At 34.1% G+C, this 20,836-nt stretch carries 21 protein-coding genes; 8 read left to right on the top strand and 13 right to left on the bottom strand.

What is annotated here, in order from left to right; all coding sequences use genetic code 11:
- The first annotated feature begins 4 nt into the window (after nucleotides 1-4).
- From ccoG to FLA105534_RS13845, 3 genes are all read left to right on the top strand, one after another.
- Nucleotides 5-1,423: a cytochrome c oxidase accessory protein CcoG gene (ccoG, locus tag FLA105534_RS13855; RefSeq protein ID WP_173966714.1), complete on the top strand. Its 1,419-nt coding sequence runs from the start codon at nucleotides 5-7 to the stop codon at nucleotides 1,421-1,423.
- A 12-nt stretch (nucleotides 1,424-1,435) separates the two neighbouring features.
- Complete coding sequence (locus FLA105534_RS13850; protein WP_173966713.1) at nucleotides 1,436-1,885, top strand: FixH family protein; 450 nt, start codon at nucleotides 1,436-1,438, stop codon at nucleotides 1,883-1,885.
- A 110-nt stretch (nucleotides 1,886-1,995) separates the two neighbouring features.
- The gene (locus tag FLA105534_RS13845; protein WP_173966712.1) at nucleotides 1,996-2,697 is read left to right on the top strand and encodes a sulfite exporter TauE/SafE family protein; all 702 of its coding nucleotides are present in this window, start codon (nucleotides 1,996-1,998) and stop codon (nucleotides 2,695-2,697) included.
- 460 nt (nucleotides 2,698-3,157) lie between these two features.
- Here FLA105534_RS13845 and hemN read toward each other — a convergent pair whose 3' ends face one another.
- The 8 genes from hemN to prfB form a co-directional block, all read right to left on the bottom strand.
- Entirely contained in the window at nucleotides 3,158-4,522 is a 1,365-nt protein-coding gene (gene hemN, locus FLA105534_RS13840; protein ID WP_173966711.1) for an oxygen-independent coproporphyrinogen III oxidase, read from the bottom strand.
- A 118-nt stretch (nucleotides 4,523-4,640) separates the two neighbouring features.
- Entirely contained in the window at nucleotides 4,641-5,111 is a 471-nt protein-coding gene (locus FLA105534_RS13835) for a hypothetical protein (protein WP_173966710.1), read from the bottom strand.
- Nucleotides 5,112-5,224: 113 nt separating this feature from the next.
- Nucleotides 5,225-5,572 (bottom strand): hypothetical protein, encoded by a 348-nt coding sequence (locus tag FLA105534_RS13830; RefSeq protein ID WP_173966709.1) that lies wholly within the window; start codon nucleotides 5,570-5,572, stop codon nucleotides 5,225-5,227.
- Nucleotides 5,573-5,692: 120 nt separating this feature from the next.
- On the bottom strand, nucleotides 5,693-6,115 hold the full coding sequence (locus FLA105534_RS13825) for a DoxX family protein (protein WP_173966708.1): 423 nt from the start codon (nucleotides 6,113-6,115) through the stop codon (nucleotides 5,693-5,695).
- 123 nt (nucleotides 6,116-6,238) lie between these two features.
- The gene (locus tag FLA105534_RS13820) at nucleotides 6,239-7,867 is read right to left on the bottom strand and encodes an acyl-CoA carboxylase subunit beta (protein ID WP_173966707.1); all 1,629 of its coding nucleotides are present in this window, start codon (nucleotides 7,865-7,867) and stop codon (nucleotides 6,239-6,241) included.
- A gap of 211 nt (nucleotides 7,868-8,078) precedes the next feature.
- Nucleotides 8,079-9,077, bottom strand: coding sequence for a UDP-3-O-(3-hydroxymyristoyl)glucosamine N-acyltransferase (gene lpxD / locus FLA105534_RS13815; RefSeq protein ID WP_173966706.1), 999 nt, complete (start codon nucleotides 9,075-9,077; stop codon nucleotides 8,079-8,081).
- A gap of 351 nt (nucleotides 9,078-9,428) precedes the next feature.
- Nucleotides 9,429-9,875 (bottom strand): peptide-methionine (R)-S-oxide reductase MsrB, encoded by a 447-nt coding sequence (msrB, locus tag FLA105534_RS13810; protein ID WP_173966705.1) that lies wholly within the window; start codon nucleotides 9,873-9,875, stop codon nucleotides 9,429-9,431.
- A gap of 98 nt (nucleotides 9,876-9,973) precedes the next feature.
- A protein-coding gene (gene prfB / locus FLA105534_RS13805) for a peptide chain release factor 2 (RefSeq protein ID WP_173966704.1) occupies nucleotides 9,974-11,072 on the bottom strand; the annotation gives its coding sequence in 2 pieces (ribosomal slippage) (nucleotides 9,974-11,008 and nucleotides 11,010-11,072; 1,098 coding nt in all).
- A gap of 151 nt (nucleotides 11,073-11,223) precedes the next feature.
- On the opposite strand from prfB, the gene FLA105534_RS13800 reads away from it, so the two are divergent.
- Nucleotides 11,224-12,243 carry a threonine aldolase family protein gene (locus FLA105534_RS13800; RefSeq protein WP_173966703.1) on the top strand — a complete coding sequence of 340 codons (1,020 nt, stop codon included), beginning with the start codon at nucleotides 11,224-11,226 and terminating at the stop codon, nucleotides 12,241-12,243.
- A gap of 156 nt (nucleotides 12,244-12,399) precedes the next feature.
- Here the strand turns inward: FLA105534_RS13800 and FLA105534_RS13795 are convergent, their stop codons facing one another.
- The gene (locus FLA105534_RS13795) at nucleotides 12,400-12,720 is read right to left on the bottom strand and encodes a YbaB/EbfC family nucleoid-associated protein (RefSeq protein WP_029269321.1); all 321 of its coding nucleotides are present in this window, start codon (nucleotides 12,718-12,720) and stop codon (nucleotides 12,400-12,402) included.
- Between the two features lie 67 nt (nucleotides 12,721-12,787).
- On the opposite strand from FLA105534_RS13795, the gene FLA105534_RS13790 reads away from it, so the two are divergent.
- The 3 genes from FLA105534_RS13790 to FLA105534_RS13780 all read left to right on the top strand — a co-directional run bounded on the left by FLA105534_RS13790 (nucleotide 12,788) and on the right by FLA105534_RS13780 (nucleotide 17,317).
- On the top strand, nucleotides 12,788-14,923 hold the full coding sequence (locus FLA105534_RS13790; RefSeq protein ID WP_173966702.1) for a S9 family peptidase: 2,136 nt from the start codon (nucleotides 12,788-12,790) through the stop codon (nucleotides 14,921-14,923).
- 70 nt (nucleotides 14,924-14,993) lie between these two features.
- Nucleotides 14,994-16,034, top strand: a complete 1,041-nt coding sequence (locus tag FLA105534_RS13785; RefSeq protein WP_173966701.1) for a PLP-dependent cysteine synthase family protein — start codon at nucleotides 14,994-14,996, stop codon at nucleotides 16,032-16,034.
- A gap of 380 nt (nucleotides 16,035-16,414) precedes the next feature.
- Nucleotides 16,415-17,317 carry a LamG domain-containing protein gene (locus FLA105534_RS13780; RefSeq protein ID WP_173966700.1) on the top strand — a complete coding sequence of 301 codons (903 nt, stop codon included), beginning with the start codon at nucleotides 16,415-16,417 and terminating at the stop codon, nucleotides 17,315-17,317.
- 142 nt (nucleotides 17,318-17,459) lie between these two features.
- Here the strand turns inward: FLA105534_RS13780 and FLA105534_RS13775 are convergent, their stop codons facing one another.
- Nucleotides 17,460-17,657 carry a hypothetical protein gene (locus tag FLA105534_RS13775; protein ID WP_173966699.1) on the bottom strand — a complete coding sequence of 66 codons (198 nt, stop codon included), beginning with the start codon at nucleotides 17,655-17,657 and terminating at the stop codon, nucleotides 17,460-17,462.
- A gap of 173 nt (nucleotides 17,658-17,830) precedes the next feature.
- Here FLA105534_RS13775 and FLA105534_RS13770 point away from each other — a divergent pair, with 173 nt between their 5' ends.
- Nucleotides 17,831-18,469: a hypothetical protein gene (locus tag FLA105534_RS13770; protein WP_246253243.1), complete on the top strand. Its 639-nt coding sequence runs from the start codon at nucleotides 17,831-17,833 to the stop codon at nucleotides 18,467-18,469.
- Between the two features lie 292 nt (nucleotides 18,470-18,761).
- On the opposite strand, the gene FLA105534_RS13765 is transcribed toward FLA105534_RS13770, so the two are convergent.
- From FLA105534_RS13765 to FLA105534_RS13755, 3 genes are all read right to left on the bottom strand, one after another.
- Entirely contained in the window at nucleotides 18,762-19,184 is a 423-nt protein-coding gene (locus FLA105534_RS13765) for a hypothetical protein (protein ID WP_173966698.1), read from the bottom strand.
- Nucleotides 19,185-19,496: 312 nt separating this feature from the next.
- Nucleotides 19,497-19,964: a hypothetical protein gene (locus FLA105534_RS13760; RefSeq protein WP_173966697.1), complete on the bottom strand. Its 468-nt coding sequence runs from the start codon at nucleotides 19,962-19,964 to the stop codon at nucleotides 19,497-19,499.
- 32 nt (nucleotides 19,965-19,996) lie between these two features.
- A complete protein-coding gene (locus FLA105534_RS13755) occupies nucleotides 19,997-20,470 on the bottom strand; it encodes a hypothetical protein (RefSeq protein ID WP_173966696.1) in 474 nt (157 codons plus the stop codon).
- Nucleotides 20,471-20,836: the final 366 nt, after the last annotated feature.

Raw genomic sequence — 20,836 nt, 5'->3', positions numbered from 1 at the left:
CACCATGTCAAATTTACCAGACGAAGCTTTTAGAGATACCATTGGAACTATTGATGAAGGTGGTAAAAGAAAATTTATTTTTCCTAAAAAACCGTCTGGTAAGTTTTATGAATACCGGAAAATAGTCAGTTATGTTTTGCTGGCGATTTTAATTGCGAATCCGTTTATAAAAATAAATGGAAACCAGTTCATGATGTTCAATGTTATAGAGCGACGCTTTAATATTTTTGGATTTCCATTTTGGCCTCAGGATTTTTATCTCTTTGTAATATCAATGCTGGTAGGTATTGTGTTTATTATTTTGTTTACCGTTGTTTTTGGAAGAATTTTTTGTGGATGGATTTGTCCGCAGACAATCTTTCTTGAGATGGTTTTCAGGCGAATAGAATATTGGATTGATGGAGATCGCGGTGCACAAATGCGATTGTCAAGACAAGAATGGAACGCTGAGAAAATTCGAAAACGAGGAATCAAATGGACCATCTTTTTTCTGATTTCTTTTGGAATTGCTAATGTGTTTTTAGCTTATCTTGTAGGTAGTGATGAGCTTTTCTTAATGGTAGAACAAGGGCCAATTCAACAGGCCAGTAATTTTATTGCGTTGCTTATTTTTACAGGAGTCTTTTATTTTGTATTTGTTTGGTTTCGAGAACAGGTTTGTATTATTGCCTGTCCCTATGGGCGTTTACAAGGTGTGCTTCTGGATAATAAATCTATCAATGTGGCGTATGATTTTGTACGTGGAGAAAAGGAAGCAGGACGTGCTAAATTTAATAAAAAAGAAGACAGAGCTTTAACCGGAAAAGGAGATTGTATCGATTGCCATCAATGTGTACACGTTTGCCCGATGGGTATTGACATTAGAAACGGGACACAGTTGGAATGTACAAATTGTACAGCTTGTATTGATGAATGTGACTCTATTATGGAAAACGTTGGTTTACCTAAAGGATTGATTCGTTACGCATCTGAAGATGAAATCGAGAAAAAAGCACCTTTTAAATTCACAACAAGAATGAAAGGTTATACGGCCGTTTTATTCATCTTGCTAAGTGTGTTTGTTGGGATGTTGTTTTTAAGAACGGATTTGGAGGCTGTCATTCTACGTTTGCCGGGACAGCTGTTTCAACATAAAGGAGATAAAATCAGTAATGTGTACACTTATAAAATCGTCAATAAAACGATGAAAGATTATAGTGATATTCATTTTGAGCTAATCGACCAAAAAGGTGAAATTAAAAATGTTGGAAAAACACATTTCAAAGTGGTTAAAGAAGGCATTTCGCAAGGAACATTATTTATAGAAATAGACGAAGTACTTTTAGAAAGCGATAAAACAAAAGTGAAGATTGGGGTTTATAATGGTAAAGAATTACTAGAAACCACCACTACCAACTTTTTAGGACCACGAAGTTTTAACTAAAAAAATACGATTATGAAAATAAATTGGGGAACCGGGATTGTCATTGCATTTGCATTGTTTATGACTTTTATTTTATATTTTGTTTTTGAAGTACAATCGAATAGTAAATACGATAATGATTTGGTTGTAGAAGAATATTACAAGCACGATTCACATTTTCAGGATGAAATGGCACGTGTTCAGAATGCTCAGGATTTGCAGCAAAAACCTTCAATTGCCTATCATAAAGATGGAGTTGAAATTGTTTTTCCTGCCGTTTTTGAAAACGATAAAGTAAAAGGTAACATATTGTTATACCGTCCGTCAAATAAGAAATTTGATTTTAATACCCAAATTGCTTTAACAAACTCGGCGTTGTTAATTCCGAAAAACAAACTAGTGAAAGGACGTTGGGATGTCAATATGGAATGGCAGTACGGAGGGAAAAAATACCTGTCTAAAGAGGTAATCTATGTAAATTAATATTTTAAGACCGATCAATTGAAAAGATTTCTTTTCAGTTGATTTTGTCATTATTCGCACAGCATTTTTACTTAGCAATAGTAAAGCAAGCTGTATTAAAAAACTAAAAGATGTTGTATTCCGCTTTCATATTTGGATTAATCAGTAGTTTACATTGTATCGGAATGTGCGGTCCAATTGCTATGATGTTGCCTGTGGACCGACAAAATGAAGCTAAAAAGGTAATTCAAATTATTACTTATCATTTAGGCCGATTGGCTGCGTACGCAACCATTGGACTTATTTTTGGGTTATTAGGAAGAGGATTCTTTTTGGCCGGACTTCAGCAAAAAATGTCCATTTTTATTGGTTTGGCGATGATAGCCATTGTTCTAACTCCAGAAAAGGTCTTTTCTAAATACAACTTTTCCAAACCAGTCTATAAAATTATCTCCTGGGTAAAATCAAGCTTAGGGAATCAATTTAAAGACAGGAGCTACAAATCTCTTTTTACAATCGGATTGTTGAATGGCTTCTTGCCTTGCGGAATGGTTTATGTAGCCTTATTTGGAGCTATAGCCATGCAAAGCGCTAGTTTAGGAGTGCTGTATATGCTATTGTTCGGTTTAGGAACGATACCGTTAATGACGGTTGTTGTGTATGTCAATTCATTAATTAAACTTCCATTCCGAAATAAGATTCAGAAAGCAATTCCCTATGTTGCTGTTATTATCGGAGCATTATTTATCCTGAGAGGACTAGGTCTCGGAATTCCTTACATTTCTCCATCCAATATGAGTTTGTTTGTTCAGTCGACTCCTAATTGTCATTAAAAAGGGATCATACGAAAACCTCTGTGTAGCAGAAAAAGCAGAGTAGCAGAAAAAGTTGTAAACTGATAAAAAAATGTGATTATAAAGGTTTGCTCCTTAATCTTAAGAGTTATTAATGTCAAATGAAATACCATTTTAGAGGAGTTGATCTTAATTAGAATTTTCTTCTCCGGGTAAATGTTTGAAACAGATATAAAAGGGCTGAAAGCCCAAAAGAATAAGCATAGTGCAACGCACTATGAGTTAGATAAAGATACAGAATTGCCCTGAAAGGGCAAGAGCCTCCACAAATCATGTTGATTCTAATAAAAATCATACGATTTCTTAGAGGATTTCATAGAAAGCGGGAAAGATGTTTTTTGTTACACTTTAGTTTTTACCCTTTCGAGGACGTAAACAATTATCCCGATCATTTGTAGTATTCAGCATGTTTCTATTGTCAACGCTCTTTCAGAGCAATCTAAACCGTCATAGAGAAGAGGTTTGTTTCGGGAGATTTTCTTTTTAAGTGCAAATCAAAAGCCATACAAATATTACGAACAAAAGGCCTGCCTGCTTCGGTAATACTAATTTTGTTTTCTTCAATAACAATTAATTGATCATTTTCTATTTCTTTTAAATCAGATAAAACAGTTGGGATTTCTTTAAAATATAAATATTCATCACCCCATGAAGTTTCAAATTCACAGGTTAAGTTTAAAATGTGTTTTCGGATGATCAGATCTTCATGATCGAGAATATGGCCTTTCACGATTGGTAGTTTGTCTGATTCCAACAACTGGTAATATTCTTCCAGAGTTTTGGTATTTTGAGCAAAGCTGTACCAACTGTCACTAATAGACGAAACACCCAGACCTATCATAAGCTGTGTTTTTGAGGCACTGTACCCCATAAAATTTCGGTGAAGTTCTTTATTTTGTGCCGCTTTGTACAAACTATCAGAAGCGAAAGCAAAATGATCCATTCCAATTTCATGATAACCATTTTGAGCAAGCAATTGTTTACCAACTTCATATAGTTTTCTTTTTTCGGCATCTTTTGGGATATTTTCCTCATTAAACCCACGCTGTCCATTTCCTTTTATCCAGGGTACATGCGCATAACTGTAAAAAGCCAGACGATCCGGTTTTAACGAGTTTGTTTTTTCAACCGTGTCAATAATATTTTCTACAGTCTGAAAAGGAAGACCAAATATGATATCGTGACCAATAGAAGTATAGCCTATTTCCTTTGCCCAAAGGGTAACTTTAGCAACATTATGAAAAGGTTGAATTCTATGAATTGCTTTTTGAACTTTCTCTGCATAATCCTGAACACCGAAACTAACTCTTCGGAAACCTAAATCGTATAATTTTTTAAGTTGTTCGTAAGTTGTATTGTTAGGATGACCTTCAAAACTAAACTCGTGATTTTCGGCTTTTTTGGCGATGCTAAAAATACCGTTGATGAGTTGTTCTAAGTTTTTTTTTGAAAAAAAGGTTGGGGTTCCTCCTCCTAAGTGAATCTCTTTTATGATTGGTTCTTCGGGAAGTAAATTACAGTAAAGACTCCATTCTTTTAAGAGCGCTTTGATATAAGTTTCTTCGACAGCGTGATTTTTTGTAATGCGTTTGTTACAGCCACAAAAAGTACACAGACTCTCACAGAAAGGTAAGTGAATGTATAAACTGATTCCGTTTTGTGAATTACTTTCTGCGAAAGCTCTCTGGAATGATTTAATCCATTTTTGCTCATTAAAGTTATTTTCATTCCAATAAGGAACTGTTGGATAACTGGTATATCGTGGGCCGGGAACGTTGTATTTCTGTGTCAGCGAAATTTTCATAAAAGAGGATTTTGGATACTCAAAATTAGAATACTGGCACTTGAAATAAAATGACAAATATCATGTAAAAAAAGGAGGCTCAAAATGAGCCTCCTTTTACTGAATTAAATAACTAACATTAAATAGAATCCTGAATGATTTTAAGCCATTTTTTCGCAAACATATGATCTTGATAAGCACTTATTTGTTTGATGCGGTCATCATCGAAATCATAGAAAGGAATTATGTTTTTTTTAGATGTTTCTCTGTCGAGAAATTCAAAATCAATTTTTAGTATGGTGTCTGAGTTTCCATCAGTTGTCAACGCTAGTTTACAAGAAGAGACACTTTTTAAATCGACATAAGTAGATTCCTCCTGATTTGGATTGAAGTTCATCAGGATAAATTTTCTGTTCTTTTGATCTATAGTCAATGTTTTATTGCTTTGAGATTCTGTTAGATCAAAATCTTCGGGATGAGTTGGATTGAATTTCTTTTTTATGTTTAAGATTTTCGTTTTGCTTGCGGCACTTGATCTTGCTGAAAAATAAATAGGAATGGCTACTATGATGGCGATCACAATACCAATTATGGTTACACTTGTTTCCATTTTTGTTGTAAAATTTGATAAATTATTATGAAATAGTAAATAGTTTTCAGGATGAAAACGGTTTATTGATTCGGAAAAGAAATGCCTTCTCCGCTAGAATTTCATAAAATAATCTACCAGAAAAAATGGAAAGGGTAGAGCATTAAAAGGATCTTTTTGCTCTGAATGTTGAATTGACTGGCAAAGTTTGAAGCTGTATTTACAGCATGATGTTTTGGAATAGCAACTAATAAAGAGTCAAACCACTTAATTAAACCGGGATGATTCGTTTTGATGTTTCCTATCAGATTATAGCCTGTTTGTGGCTGTATAAAAGCCAAAGAGTCAGTATAGTCGATAGAAAAAGTAGTATCTGCCTTTTTGTTTTCAGTTTTTTCCACTACAGATTCGTTTGCTTGTGAGGCAAAAAAAGCAATGATCAAAAGTGATACAAAAATAATGGTCTTACGAATCCAATTCATGGTCGCGAATTTAACCCTTAAAAGACAATTAAAGAAATTTTGCAGCATTAATTAACCTTAAAAAAGGACTAATTATTTTATCCTCAACATTTAATAGGTGTAGTTGAGGATAAAACAAAGTTATTGTTGCATTTTGAAATAATAATCAGCTGAGTGTTTTCCGCTTCCGTAGAATAAAAAGAATACGCAAATCAGCAAAACTACAATAGCAAGAATTAAGCTTTCGGAATGCATGTGTCCCATAAAATTAATCGGAATGGCCCCAAAAAGGATGGGTAACTGAGCAGCTATTGCCCAACGGGTGAGTAGCCCAAAAACAATCATGATACCACCAATCATGTGGGCTGGTGCTATATAATGTAATAAAAACATTCCGCCACCAAACTTATCAATGGGAGAAATTAAATCATGCAGATATTGAACATTCGTTACAAATGAAACTCCTTTCATAAATAAAAAAATCCCCAATACAATACGTACTAAATCTACAGGTAAATAAGTGTGCGAATTCGCCCATTTATTTAAACTTTTTACATTTTCCATGATACTACGTGATTAAAAATTACCCACTAAAGTTACTGATTTTTAATGGTATATTTAATTTTAAGTAGCTGAAAATAAGTTTTTTACTTTTAATTTAACGTATTTATAAGAATGTTTAAAAAATTAAACCTGAATCACTCCCAAATTAAAAGCTTTTTGAATCGGAGCGTGGTTGGCGGCTTCAATTCCCATAGAAATCCAGGTACGGGTGTCTAAAGGGTCGATGATGGCATCTGTCCACAATCTTGAAGCCGCATAATATGGGGAAGTTTGTTCGTCGTAACGTGCTTTTATTTTATTAAATAATTCGGTTTCTTTCTCTTCGTCTACGATTTCTCCTTTTGCTTTAAGAGAAGAAGCTTCGATTTGTGCAAGTACTTTCGCAGCTTGCGTTCCGCCCATAACGGCAAGTTCCGCACTTGGCCAGGCAAAAATTAATCTTGGATCATAGGCTTTTCCACACATTGCGTAGTTTCCGGCTCCATAAGAGTTTCCAACTATTACGGTAAATTTAGGAACAACCGAATTGCTTACTGCATTGACCATTTTAGCACCATCTTTTATGATTCCGCCATGTTCTGACTTTGATCCGACCATAAAACCGGTAACATCCTGTAGAAAAACTAAAGGTATTTTCTTTTGATTGCAATTGGCAATAAAACGGGTCGCTTTATCAGCACTGTCAGAGTAAATTACGCCTCCAAACTGCATTTCTCCTTTTTTAGTTTTCACCACTTTTCTTTGATTGGCTATAATTCCAACGGCCCAACCGTCAATTCTGGCATATCCCGTGATTAGAGATTGACCGTAACCTTCTTTATAAGCTTCAAATTCTGAATTATCAACCAAACGATTGATAATCTCCATCATATCATATTGCTCGTTTCTCGCTTTTGGCAAGATTCCGTAGATATCTTTAGGTTCCAGAGCAGGTTTTTCGGCTTTGATTCGACTGTAACCAGCTTTGTCAAAATCACCAATTTTGTCTACTATGTTTTTTATCTTTTCAAGGGCATCTTTGTCATCTTTGGCTTTGTAATCGGTAACACCTGAGATTTCGCAGTGCGTTGTAGCACCACCTAAAGTTTCATTGTCGATGGTCTCCCCAATGGCAGCCTTAACCAAATAGCTTCCTGCAAGGAAAATACTTCCGGTTTTGTCCACAATTAGAGCTTCGTCGCTCATAATAGGTAAGTAGGCACCGCCGGCAACACAACTTCCCATTACAGCAGCTATTTGAGTGATTCCCATACTGCTCATTTGTGCGTTGTTTCTGAAGATTCTACCGAAGTGTTCTTTATCCGGGAAAATTTCATCCTGAAGAGGTAAATAAACACCTGCGCTGTCTACTAAATATATGATTGGTAATCTATTTTCCATGGCAATTTCCTGCGCACGCAGATTTTTCTTCCCGGTAATAGGAAACCAGGCACCGGCTTTTACGGTAGCATCATTGGCTACCACAATGCATTGTTTTCCTCTGATGTATCCTATTTTAATGACAACTCCTCCAGAAGGACAGCCACCATGTTCAGCATACATTCCTTCTCCAACGAAACCTCCAATCTCAATGCTTTTAGAATTTTCGTCCAGCAGGTAGTCGATGCGTTCGCGTGCTGTCATTTTCCCTTCGGCATGTAGCTTTTCGATACGTTTTTCGCCTCCGCCTAGTTTTACTTTGGCAAATTTGTGTTTTAATTCAGAAAGTAGTAATTTATTGTGATCTTCGTTTTTATTGAAGTTTAAATCCATAATATTTTAATGTTTTAACAAAATAGTGTTGGCTAATTTACAAAATCAATTGAAACCCACATAATAAATATCATTTGGATATGAAATAAAATAAAGGTTGTGATATTCAAAATTTAAAAGCCCTTTTAGAAGAGGTAAAGACTGTATTTATTGACAGTGTATAAAAAAACCAGAAGCTGCCTTCTGGTTTTTCATGTATATATTGTTTTGATTATTTTTTAGAATCGCCAACCATTCGTTTTAGAATGGCCCACTGTTTTAAAGCATCACGCGCTTCTACAGCCGGGTAGCCTAACATGGTTTTTCCGGCAGCAACATCGCAGATAACTCCTGAACCCGCTCCAACTACAGCACCATCGCCAATAGTGGTATGGTCTTTTATAGAAGCGCTTCCTCCAATGATAACACCATTTCCTAAAGTTACAGAACCGGCAAGGCCACTGTTTCCAGCCATGATACAAAATTTACCTAATTTACTATTATGTCCGATTTGTACTAAGTTGTCAATTTTACAGCCATCTCCCAGAATAGTCGAGCTGAATTTTCCACGGTCTACACAAGTGTTTGCACCAATCTCAACTCCGTTTCCGATAATTACGTTTCCGATTTGCGGAATTTTCACCAAGCCTTTTTCGCTACAAGGACGAAATCCGAAACCGTCTGCGCCAATCGTTGCATTAGGATGAATGATACAATCGTTACCGATATGACAACGTTCGCGTATAACTGTTCCTGACCAGATAATGGTGTTTTTTCCAATAGTAGATTCATCGAGAATGGTTACGTTTGGATAAATAGTTGCATGAGAACCAATTGTTACTTTTGGACCAATGTAGCAACCAGCACCAATTTTGGCACCTTCACCAATGATAGCTGTTTCGTCGACAGTAGCTGTTCTGTGAATAGTGGTATGGAATATTGGGGTAGGCGGGGCAAAAAGGGCTAAAATTTGTGACATGGCTAAATCGGCATTTTTTACTTTGATAAATGCACGATTTTCCCCTGGCTCTATTGAAATATCTTCGTTAACAACTGCAATCGATGCATTTGAAGTTGACCAGTATTTTTCATATTTTTTGTTTCCTATAAACGAAATTTCTGAAGTTGTAGCTTTTTCTAATTGTTCTGTGGCTGTAATGCTTTGTGAAGTAGTGCCGTAAATTACGCCATTGATTACCTCGTTAATTTCTTGAATTGAATAGGATTTCATTTAATGAATATAATAGATTATAGGGGTTAATTTTTCCCAAATAAAATCAATTAGATTCTAATTACCTAATGTTATTTTTGAGTTTATTGAAATATGTTTAAAATAATAGTGTAAATATTACAAAGTTAACATTTTAGCTATCGATTTGGTAATGTTTTTTAGTTTGTATTTAAGTTGTTATCATTGGTTTTTTGGTGCAAATTTGGTTTTGATTTGATGTGAATTAGGATTGAAATCTGGAATTAAATTATTGATAGGTAGTAACTTACAAATTGATTAAAAGCTATGTTAAAGATTCTTGGTATAAAAAAAATCGATTCGCTTTTCATGAAAGGAATCGATTTTATTTTTTTAATCTTTTATTTTGGAAAGAGAAATGGCATTAATGCAATATCGTAGACCGCTTGGTTCGGGGCCGTCAGGAAAAACGTGTCCTAAATGTGCATCACAGGTATTGCAAACAACTTCAACTCTAATCATTCCGTACGATTTATCGGCATGGTATCCGATCGCATTTTCTTTTAAGGGTTGTGTAAATGATGGCCAGCCCGTTCCTGATTCAAATTTCTCAGAAGCATCGAAAAGCAAGGTTGCACAGCATTTACACTCATAGATTCCGGGGTCGAACAAACTGCAAAGCTCAGAACTGAAAGATCTTTCGGTACCTTTTAATCGGGTTACCTGAAATTCTTCCGGAGTTAGAATCTGTTTCCATTCTTGTTCTGTTTTTTCTACCCTCTTTTCTGGAACCGGATTTCCTTTATTTGTAAAACGAATTACATCTGCCCATTTTATCATAACTTTTTTTTTTAAGTTTACAATCTCAGTCTTCAGTCTTCAGTCTCAGTCTTCAGTCTCAGTGAACTGAAAACTGCGACCGGATACTGATAATTAATTTATTCTTCCTCTTTCTGTCCCATCATCATTAGAAATGCTTTCAGGAACGGATCAATGTTGCCGTTCATTACACCGTCAACATCACTGGTTTCATAGCCTGTACGAACGTCTTTTACTAGTTTATAAGGTTGCATCACATAGTTGCGTATTTGTGAGCCCCATTCAATTTTCATTTTTCCGGCTTCGATATCGGCACGTTGTGCCTGTTGTTTTTTCAGCTCGATTTCGTACAATTGAGAACGTAACATTTGCATAGCACGTTGTCTGTTGTCTTGTTGAGAACGTGTTTCGGAACATTGAATCTGAATTCCGGTTGGCTTGTGTACCAATTGTACCTTGGTTTCAACTTTATTTACGTTTTGTCCTCCGGCACCGCTTGAACGCGAAGTGGTAATTTCGATATCGGCAGGATTGATGTCAATCTCGATACTATCATCTACCAACGGATATACGTAAACAGATGCAAATGAAGTATGACGTTTGGCATTACTGTCAAAAGGAGAGATTCGGACTAAACGATGTACTCCGTTTTCACCTTTTAAATATCCAAAAGAATAATCGCCTTCAAATTCTAAGGTGACGGTTTTGATCCCGGCAACCTCTCCAGCCTGGAAGTTCAGTTCTTTTATTTTGTAACCGTAACTTTCTCCCCACATCATGTACATTCGCATAAGCATTCCGGCCCAGTCACAACTTTCAGTTCCACCTGCTCCGGCTGTAATTTGGACTACGGCGCTTAAACTGTCGCCCTCATCTGAAAGCATGTTTTTGAACTCAATGTTTTCAATATGTGCCTGAGTGGTGTTGTAATGTTCGTCTAATTCTTCTGCAGAAAGTTCCCCTTCTTTGTAAAAATCATACGCCAGTTGTAATTCATCTGTCAGTTCGATTGCTTTGTTGTAATCTTCTATCCATTTTTTTTTGTTTCGAAGGTTTTTCACAATGGCTTCGGCTTCTTTTGCATTGTTCCAAAAATCAGGCGCAAAGGTCTTTTCTTCTTCGTTTGCAATTTCGATTAGCTTGGCATCAACGTCAAAGATACCTCCTCAACGCACCAAGGCGCTCCACAATACCTTTTATTTGTTCGGTCGTTGTCATAAATTAATAGTAGTTTTATATGTTTTTTACAAATATTACGTTAATTTGGTTCTATAGTAATTAGGAAGTTAAAATTTACTGAAACTTACCAAAATTAACTAACAGTAATACGTAATTTTGCTGTACAAAAATAAGATATAGTTTTTAGAATATGGAAATAAATTTAATTAGCGATACCATTACTAAACCAACATATGAAATGTTGCAGTATATGTTTAATGCTCATGTTGGCGATGACGTATACAGGCAGGATCCTACAGTTATCGAATTAGAGACTAGAGTAGCTGAGTTTTTTGGTATGGAAGCCGGGCTTTTTTTTCCATCTGGAACTATGGCAAATCAAACCGCAATTAAATTACATACACAACCCGGAGAACAATTGATTGCAGATAAATATGCTCATGTTTATCATTATGAAGGAGGTGGAGTTTCGTTTAACAGCGGTGTTTCCTGTTGTTTGTTAGACGGACATCGCGGGATGATAAATGCGAGCCAGGTTGCTGCGGCAATTAACGATCCAGAGTTTTATCACAGTCCGTTAACGAGTTTGGTTTGTGTGGAGAATACCACTAATAAAGGAGGTGGTGCTTGTTATGAATTAGAAGATTTAAGAGAGATAAAAAAAGTTTGTGACGCCAATAATTTGAAATTCCATTTAGACGGAGCCAGAATTTGGAATGCATTGGTCGCTAAGAGGCAAAACCCAAAAGAGTTTGGAGCAATTTTCGATACGATTTCAGTTTGTTTGTCTAAAGGATTAGGTGCTCCAATAGGTTCTGTGCTGCTTGGAAGTAAAGAAGATATTCGTAGAGCGTTGAGAATAAGGAAGATACTTGGTGGAGGGATGCGTCAGGTAGGTTATTTAGCCGCAGCGGGATTGTTTGCTTTGGCACATAATATTGAAAGACTGGCAGAAGATCACAGAAGAGCTAAAGAAATTGCAGCTGTATTAAGTACAAAATCCTGGGTTTCAGCCATAGAACCGGTGGAAACGAATATTTTGATTTTTTCTTTGGCAGAAGGATATAGTGATCAGCTTTTGATTGAGAAATTAAAACAAAAAAATATCTTAATAAGCTCGATGGGACATAATAAGCTTAGAATTGTCACACATTTAGATTACAAAGAAGTAATGCATACCTATGTAATTGAAACGTTGCAGAAGTTTTAGTTAAAGGTTCAGAGTCGCAAAGGCTCAAAGGGACAAAGGTTAAACAAAAAAGATACACAGATCTGTGTATCTTTTTTGTTTATAGCGCTCAAATTTGACAAAGTCAAAACCTTTGTCCCTTTGCTACTCTGAGCCTTTGCAACTTGTTGCTTAGTCTTATTTAAAAAGATTATCCATTCCCGGAATCATTGGCATATCCATTTTGGCAACAGCATCCAATTCTCTTTCGTTTACGCTTGTTGCTTTTTCTATTGCTTTATTCAGAGTTACAATAAGGTAGTCTTCAAGTTGTTCTTTATCTTCCAATAAAGAATCATCAATAGAGATTGATTTTACTTTTCTATTTGCGGTTAATGTTACTTTCAATAATCCGTCAGCGCTTTGTTCATCAATCAAAACAGTATCTAGACGCTTTTTTGTATCTTCAATTTTTTGTTGGGTTTCTTTAAGTTTGCCCATCATTCCCATTAAGTCCATTTTTGTTGATTTTTAAATTATTTCATACAAAATTAGTATATTGCTGTATTAAAGCAATAGATATTTTATGAAAAAATTAATTTGGTTCTGTTGTGTTTGTAGTATTTTTGCTGCTCCGTATTTAAAAACTAATGCTCAATCAATGCAAAACGATATAATGGCTCCAAAAGCCAAAGAAATTCCAAAATCACTAAAAAAACATAAAGAGACTAGAGTAGATAATTATTTTTGGTTGAATGACCGTGAAAATCCTGAGGTAATTGATTACCTGAATCAGGAAAATGCTTACTACCAGAAAATGACTTCGCATACAAAAGCATTTCAGGAAGATTTGTATGAGGAAATGAAAGGAAGGGTTAAAGAAGACGATTCCTCGGTTCCTTATTTTTATAACGGATATTTTTACATCACTCGTTTTGAGACAGGACAGGATTATCCAATTTTTGCCAGAAAAAAAGGCAGTCTTTCGGCAGCCGAAGAAATTTTATTCAATTGTAATGAATTGGCAAAAGGACATGCTTACTTTAAATTAGGGGGTTTAAGTATAAGTCCTGATAATAAATTTGCAAGTTTTGGAGTGGATATTGTAGGAAGAAGAATTTATACCATTCAATTTAAAAACTTAGAGACCGGAGAAATTTTATCGGATAAAATCGAAAATGCAACGGGAGGATCTGTTTGGGCTAATGACAATAAAACCGTTTTTTATACCAAACAGGACGAAGTAACTTTAAGAGCGGATAAAATCTTCAGACATAAATTAAATACAGATTCTGCAACAGATGTTTTGGTTTTTAATGAAACTGATGACACATTTAATGTTTCTGTTAGTAAAGAAAAATCAAGAAAGTATATTGTAATTGGTTCCGGAAGTACTTTAACGACGGAATACAGAATTTTAAATTCCGATAATCCCGATGGGGAGTTTGAAGTGTTTCAGACTCGTGTTCGTGGGCTGGAGTATAGTATTTCGCATTTTGAAGATTGCTTTTATATTTTAACCAATAAAGACAAGGCGACTAACTTCAAGCTGATGAAAACGCCTGAAAACAAAACAGGGAAAAGGAATTGGGTAGATCTTATTCCGCATCGTGAAGATGTTTTATTAGAAGATATTGAGATTTTTAAGAATTACTTAGTAGTAGAAGAGCGCTCAAATGGTTTGAACCACATTCGCATTATGCCTTGGAATGGTGAACCGGATTATTATCTTCCTTTTGGCAGTGAAACGTATAATGCCTTTACGACTACAAATGTTGATTTTGATACGGATGTTTTACGTTACAGCTATCAATCGCTGGCAACGCCATCTTCTGTAATCGACTTTAATATGAAGACTAAAACGAAGGAGGTTTTAAAAGAACAAGAGGTTTTAGGAGGAAAATTTGATAAAGATAATTACATCGAAGAACGTGTTTGGGCAACTGCCAGAGATGGCGTTAGGGTGCCGATTTCGATGATTTATAAAAAAGGATTGGAAAAGAATGGTAAAAATCCATTACTTCTTTATGCATATGGTTCGTATGGAATTACAATGGATACCTATTTTTCTTCTACGAGACTTTCATTGCTGGATCGTGGTTTTGTTTATGCCATTGCCCATATTAGAGGGGGAGAAGATTTAGGAAGACAGTGGTATGAAGATGGAAAACTGTTAAAAAAGAAAAATACCTTTACAGATTTCATTGATTGCTCTAAATTTGTCATTAACGAAAAATACACTTCTTCTAAACATTTGTATGCAGAAGGAGGATCAGCCGGAGGACTTTTAATGGGGGTTATCGTAAATGAAGCGCCAGAATTGTACAACGGAGTGATCGCTCAAGTGCCTTTTGTAGATGTTATTACCACAATGCTGGACGACAGTATTCCGTTGACAACAGGAGAATATGACGAATGGGGAAATCCCAATAATAAAAAATATTACGATTATATGTTGTCGTACTCACCGTACGATAATGTAAAAGCACAAAATTATCCTAATATGTACGTTTCTACCGGATTACACGATTCGCAGGTACAATATTGGGAACCTGCCAAGTGGGTAGCCAAATTGAGAAACTTAAAAACAAATAGTAATTTATTGTTTTTAGATACCAATATGGATGCCGGACATGGCGGAGCTTCAGGACGTTTTGAGGCTCTAAAAGACTTAGCAAAAGAATTTAGTTTTTTATTAGATTTAGAAAAAATTAAAAGCTAATTAGAAATTTTTTGTTAAATTTGCAACCTATCAAGGTTATTTTAAAATACCTTTGATTAACTATTTTTTTATGAAAGAAGAAATAAACGCTTATAATAATGTTTTAGAATTAATAGGTAATACCCCGCTTATTAAGCTAAATAAAATCACCGAAGAGTTAGAAGGAAATTTCTACGCAAAGGTAGAAGCTTTTAATCCAGGACATTCCTCAAAAGATAGAATAGCGTTATACATTATTGAAGAGGCTGAAAAAAGAGGTATTCTATCACCAGGTGATACCATCATCGAAACGACATCCGGTAACACAGGTTTTAGTTTGGCAATGGTAAGCATTATAAAAGGTTATAATTGTATTTTGGCAGTAAGTTCAAAATCATCGAAAGATAAAATTGACATGTTGAGAAGTTTAGGCGCAAAGGTTTATGTTTGCCCGGCTCACGTTTCAGCAGATGATGAGAGATCTTATTATAATGTAGCGAAACGTTTGCATGAAGAAACAAAAGGTTCGGTATACATTAATCAGTATTTTAATCAGTTAAATATTGATGCACATTATAACTCTACAGGACCAGAAATCTGGGAACAGACAAAAGGGAAAATAACACATCTTATTGCCTGTAGCGGAACCGGAGGAACAATCTCAGGAACTGCAAAATTCTTAAAAGAACAAAATCCAAATATCAGAATTTTAGGTGTTGATGCTTTTGGGTCGGTGTTGAAAAAATACCACGAAACAAAAGAATTTGATAACAAAGAAATTTATCCGTACCGTATTGAAGGTTTAGGTAAAAATTTAATTCCTTCGGCTACCGATTTTGATATCATCGATAAGTTCATGAAAGTGACAGATGAAGAAAGTGCTCACTCTGCAAGAGAAATCACCAGAAAAGAAGGTTTGTTTGTAGGATACACTTCAGGAGCGGTAATGCAGGCTATTAAGCAATACGCGGAAGAAGGTGAGTTTACAAAAGACAGTAACATCATTGCCATTTTCCCTGATCACGGTTCTCGTTATATGAGTAAAGTATTTAGTGATGACTGGATGAACGAACAAGGTTTCTTTGACAGTGTCAATGAAGAAGAAGTTCAGAAAATTGAATTTGTAAAGTAGTATATTAAACTGCTTTCTTACTATAGCAACTCCATTCGTTTTACGGATGGAGTTTTTTTATGCAGAAATTTGTTTTAAACGGCTAATTTTAGTTTTTTGTGAATTTATAAGTGTTTGTATAGGATGTTAATTTTTTTTATTTGCTGTAAGTTGTTTGTTTATTTGTAGTAATTGTATGGTTTATTTGCGATAAGCTTATATTTTTAACAGAATAAATTGAAGTATAAATAAATATAATTAGAAGCTTTAAATTATCAATTTTGGTTATTTAACGGTTATTTTGGTCCGTTGTCGAATAAATTTTCGTCCATATGCATAATAATTTAGTTTAGAGCTGTTAGAACGACACCGTGTTTTTTTAATCCCTAAACCTATCTATTATGAAAAAACTACTACTCACTTTGATGTTTGTTAGTTATTTGAATATCAATGCTCAAAATCCAATACAAGAGTTTAACTTCAATAGTACTTTAAATAATACCGACAATACAGCTTCTTTTGTCGGCGTTGCAAACTTTGTTACAGATAGGGCAGGGGTGGCCAAAGGTGCTCAACGTCTCACTAATAAAGCTATGGAAGCTGTTGTGGAAAATCTTCCTCAGGGTAATAGTCCCAGATCTGTCAGTATCTGGGTAAAACTAAATGATATTGCATCGGCAAATTATATATGGGGTTACGGTACAGCTTATAATGCGCAGTATTGCGGATTGTTGCAGCAAGGAACGTCTTCGTCTAACTCTGATTTAAGTTTAGCAGGCTGGGGAGCCTCTAATGATGTGATTGTTTCAGTTTCGCTTGCCAAAGACGTTTGGTATCAATATGCGATAACTTATGACGGAAAGACTTCTAAGATATACCGCAACGGTGTTTTATTAAAAGCTGCTGAAGGAATTAGCCGCTCTACCAAAGGAAATATTTTCAGATTAGGGGAAATAAATACCACTGTGGGTATTAACTCTGATATAGACGATTTAAAAATTTATAATGTTGCCATGACAAGCGAACAGGTTGAAGCTTCTTATGAGAGTTCAAAAGCAGTTACTCCTGTTGTAGCAAATACTGAAACTGCTGCTGTTTCAAAAACAGTGAAAAATGCAGTGGTAAAAACCAAAGTTGTACCAAATGCCAGTCTGGTAGTGAGTGATTCGAATAAAGTTTCTAAAAATGTTGAGGTATTTTCACAAGGGCAAAAAATTCTTGGAAGCAACAATACGATCAATATTAATGATCTGCCTGAAGGAACTTATTTGTTGAAAATCACCAATATGCCTTCAAAAAAATAGTTTAAAATTAAGAACAAGGTTTTGGTTAATAGAGAATAGTCAGTTAGTTTTTATTTTTTCAATGTTGCTTAAGAGCAATAAATTTTTTGAATAGTGAGAGAGCCTTCCGAAGTTTATCTGAAGAAGGCTTTTTGATTCTTTATTATTGCTTTTTTTGCTGTCCCGGAGCATAAGCTTTGGCACTTTTGCTTCCTGACATTTTTTTGGCTTGTCCCGGTGGGATTTTTCCGGAGCCAGAACCAGTACTGTGCGTATGAGCTGTACAGCTGATCACACTAAGAATTACAAATACAATAACCAAAAGGATTACTGCATATTTGGTATATTTTGATGTTTTCATTGTTTTATTTTTTTTGTAAATATAGCAGATAAAAAGGATTTAATTTTTTTTTGAAATTGATATTAAGACGAAAAGTAAAAAAATATTTTTAGTTCTTCCCAACCTTTTGATTCAAAATGTACTCTATAGAAGTATAATCGTTGTTGCATGATTTTAACTAAAAAGAGTATAGTATGAAAAAGAAATTCACTTTAGAAATAGCCAATCCTTGTTCTGAAAATTTTGACCAGATGATTCCTAATTCACAAGGTTCGTTTTGTGATTCCTGTGCCAAAAATGTAATTGATTTAAGCAGAAAAACAAATGCCGAAGTGGCCAGATTTGTTGCAAATAATAAAGACCAGAATATTTGTGCCCGATTGAAAATAACGCAGTTGGAAGAGGAGTTCGCACACCACGAAATTTCCAAAATCAATACGCTAAAGTATGCGGCAGTTGCAGCTTCTATTCTGCTGGCTTCAAATGTTACAGGGCAGGAGAAAACTCCGCTTCAAACTGAAATAAATGAATCAGTACCTAAAAGTAATGTTTTAGGTAAAATAGCGATTAGTCAAACCGTTCAGGAAGAAATTTCGATAACAATCAAAGGGAAGTTGTTAGATGCAAAAACAAACAGGCCTTTAAGCGGCAAGATCTATCCGTATCTAACTCTTAGTATCAATGATTCACAACCTGTTATGAAAATAGATCCCAAAACAGGTGATTTTTCGATTACGTCCCTGGTTTCTAAAAATGGTGAAGCACTTATGATTACAATCTCGAGCGGGGATTATTTTTATCCAAAACGATTCCTTTCGACATTAAAAAAGTGAAAGGAAAGATTCTTCATCAAAATATAATGATCAACACTGAGGAGCTGATTAAAGTTTATATTGCCGGAGGACTGGGGATTAACTATAGAGAAAAAAAGTGATTAAAGGGAATTGATTGAGTTGTTGTTGTTTGAATAGAAAAAGCTCTGGGGTTTCCAGAGCTTTTGATGTTTGTAGAGGAGTTCTTTTTTGAGACACTATCTTGGAAATGTGTAAGTAAAAAAAGAAGAATAGTTTTTAATGTCATTCATTTTTAACTTATATAGTTATTGAGACATTACCCATTTTAATTTTATTTTTTTAAAAGTTTTGGTATAAATATATAACCGAGAATTATAAGTATAATACAGACTACGCTGGCATAATCTACAAAGCCATAATAATTTCTTACTTGTTCTCCGTTGCGCTCTATCATTCGTACAGATTTAGGATCACCATTATGTAGTTTTCTAAATGTAACAGTATCTCCAATTAAAAATCCATACTCTACAGTATCACTATTTCCCGAATCTTCATACTTTTTCCCATCTTCATCTACAATAGAATAAGTATAGGTTTTTGCCGAATTAGCACTTCTTTTGTAGGAGCTACTATCATAAATAACACCTTTACCAATATTGTTTTCCTTGTTATATACAATATTATTAATAATCCTCTTGAGTGATACAAGAAAGATTATTAATATAAAACCATGAAATATTATTTTTTCTTTCACAATAATTAGTTAAATATAGTTTTAATATCAATTGTTTCAACTTTTATTTCTTTTGATATATCTAATCTAAAGAGTTCATAACTGAAGTCTTTTGTTTCCAATGTACTAACATCTTTAGATATTGATATTTTTTCTATACAGTTGTAATATCTTCAATTTTTGGTTTTTTATGAGATTTGAAGAGTTGGTTTAGTTTTTTTCAAGTAGCATAGTCAAAAGCCTTTATTGAATTGTATTCTAAAACCACTCCATTGGCATCATTTGCCTGGCTGTAAAACAAACTAGTTGAGAATATAAAAGTTAGAATTAGTATTAATTTTTTTTTATTTTTAAAACTAATAAATATAGTATCAAAAATATTGATATAAAGAATAAGACAGGATCTATAAAGTATGTCAATCCAAGTCTTAAAGCACTATCCGGTTTTTCTAGGAATAAAAAGTGATTGGATAAATTTGAATGATAGACAATTATTTTATTTGGTTTATTCTTTGTGTAGTCTTTTCTTTCATTAAGATATGGATATAGATTATTAGGCAATGTTATTTGCGCAGTTTCATTATTAGAACTTAATATGCCTTTATATACTACAGATGTAGAGGTTGTTCCTGAATGTGAAGCAGGGTTATCTGAATTAACTAAAAGAGTATCACGAACCATTCCTTCTTTAACACATAAAAAAGAATAAGTTGTTTTAATCTTTGGGAAATTATATGTTAATTCAATGATTAAGTAAAAGATTGAATAAATAATGATAAGATAGATTATAATTTTTTTCATGTGTTGTTTTGATGGTTATTTCAGGGCTCCTTTTATGTCTGTTTTGCAGTATTTTTTCGTTCTTTTCTTTTGATAGTAATGTAATAAAATAGGGCTGATATTGCTGCCAAAATAAATATTGGAGTACTCCAATAGTCGCGCATTTCATAAGAAAAAGGACTATTTATTATGTTATTTTTTCGTCGGTATATTATTTTATTTTTTACAGAGCTTATTCTCCAAATTGGAATTTGAGATGTATTTTGATTTTCGATTATGCTTTTGGAAATTGTAATGCCACTTTTTAATTTGTCAGATTTGCAGTATCCATAAAATATCCAGGAAGTTTTATTACTGCTGCTACTCATTGGAGGTATTGTTTCGCTTACCAATAGTATATCTTTATGATAATATTTTTGAGGATTAAATGAGGCGTAAAATATTTTAGTTTTGGTAAAGTCATTGGCTATTTCAATTCCTATTATTGATACTCCTAGAAATATTAGTGTTAAACAAAATGTTTTCATAGTTTATTCATTTTTTATTTTTCATTAGAACTAAGGTTAAAATTAATGAAGGAATTAGTGAACAAATAAAGTAGATTTTTAAAAGTGCATCCCTCTTTTTGTTCTGTAAGTATTTAAGGTTTTTTAAAAAGATATTGTCATTTATTACATTTCTATATACTTTTAAACCTTTTTGATACATCATTTTATATTTAAACTTCAAAAGTTAAAGATGGGTCAACAAGTTATAGTACAACAATTAAAGGTAAATTAATAAATGAAAATATTTCAAGAGAGATAAGCTTTTTATATAAGGACAATAGTTATGAAAAAGATATTTTTAAGTTTAAATATAAAATGATGTATCAAAAAGGTTTAAAAGTATAT

Source organism: Flavobacterium collinsii (assembly GCF_902804485.1).
Lineage (GTDB): Bacteria > Bacteroidota > Bacteroidia > Flavobacteriales > Flavobacteriaceae > Flavobacterium > Flavobacterium collinsii.
The sequence above is the reverse complement of the archived record's forward strand: the minus strand, read 5'-3'. Positions and strand labels throughout refer to the sequence as shown.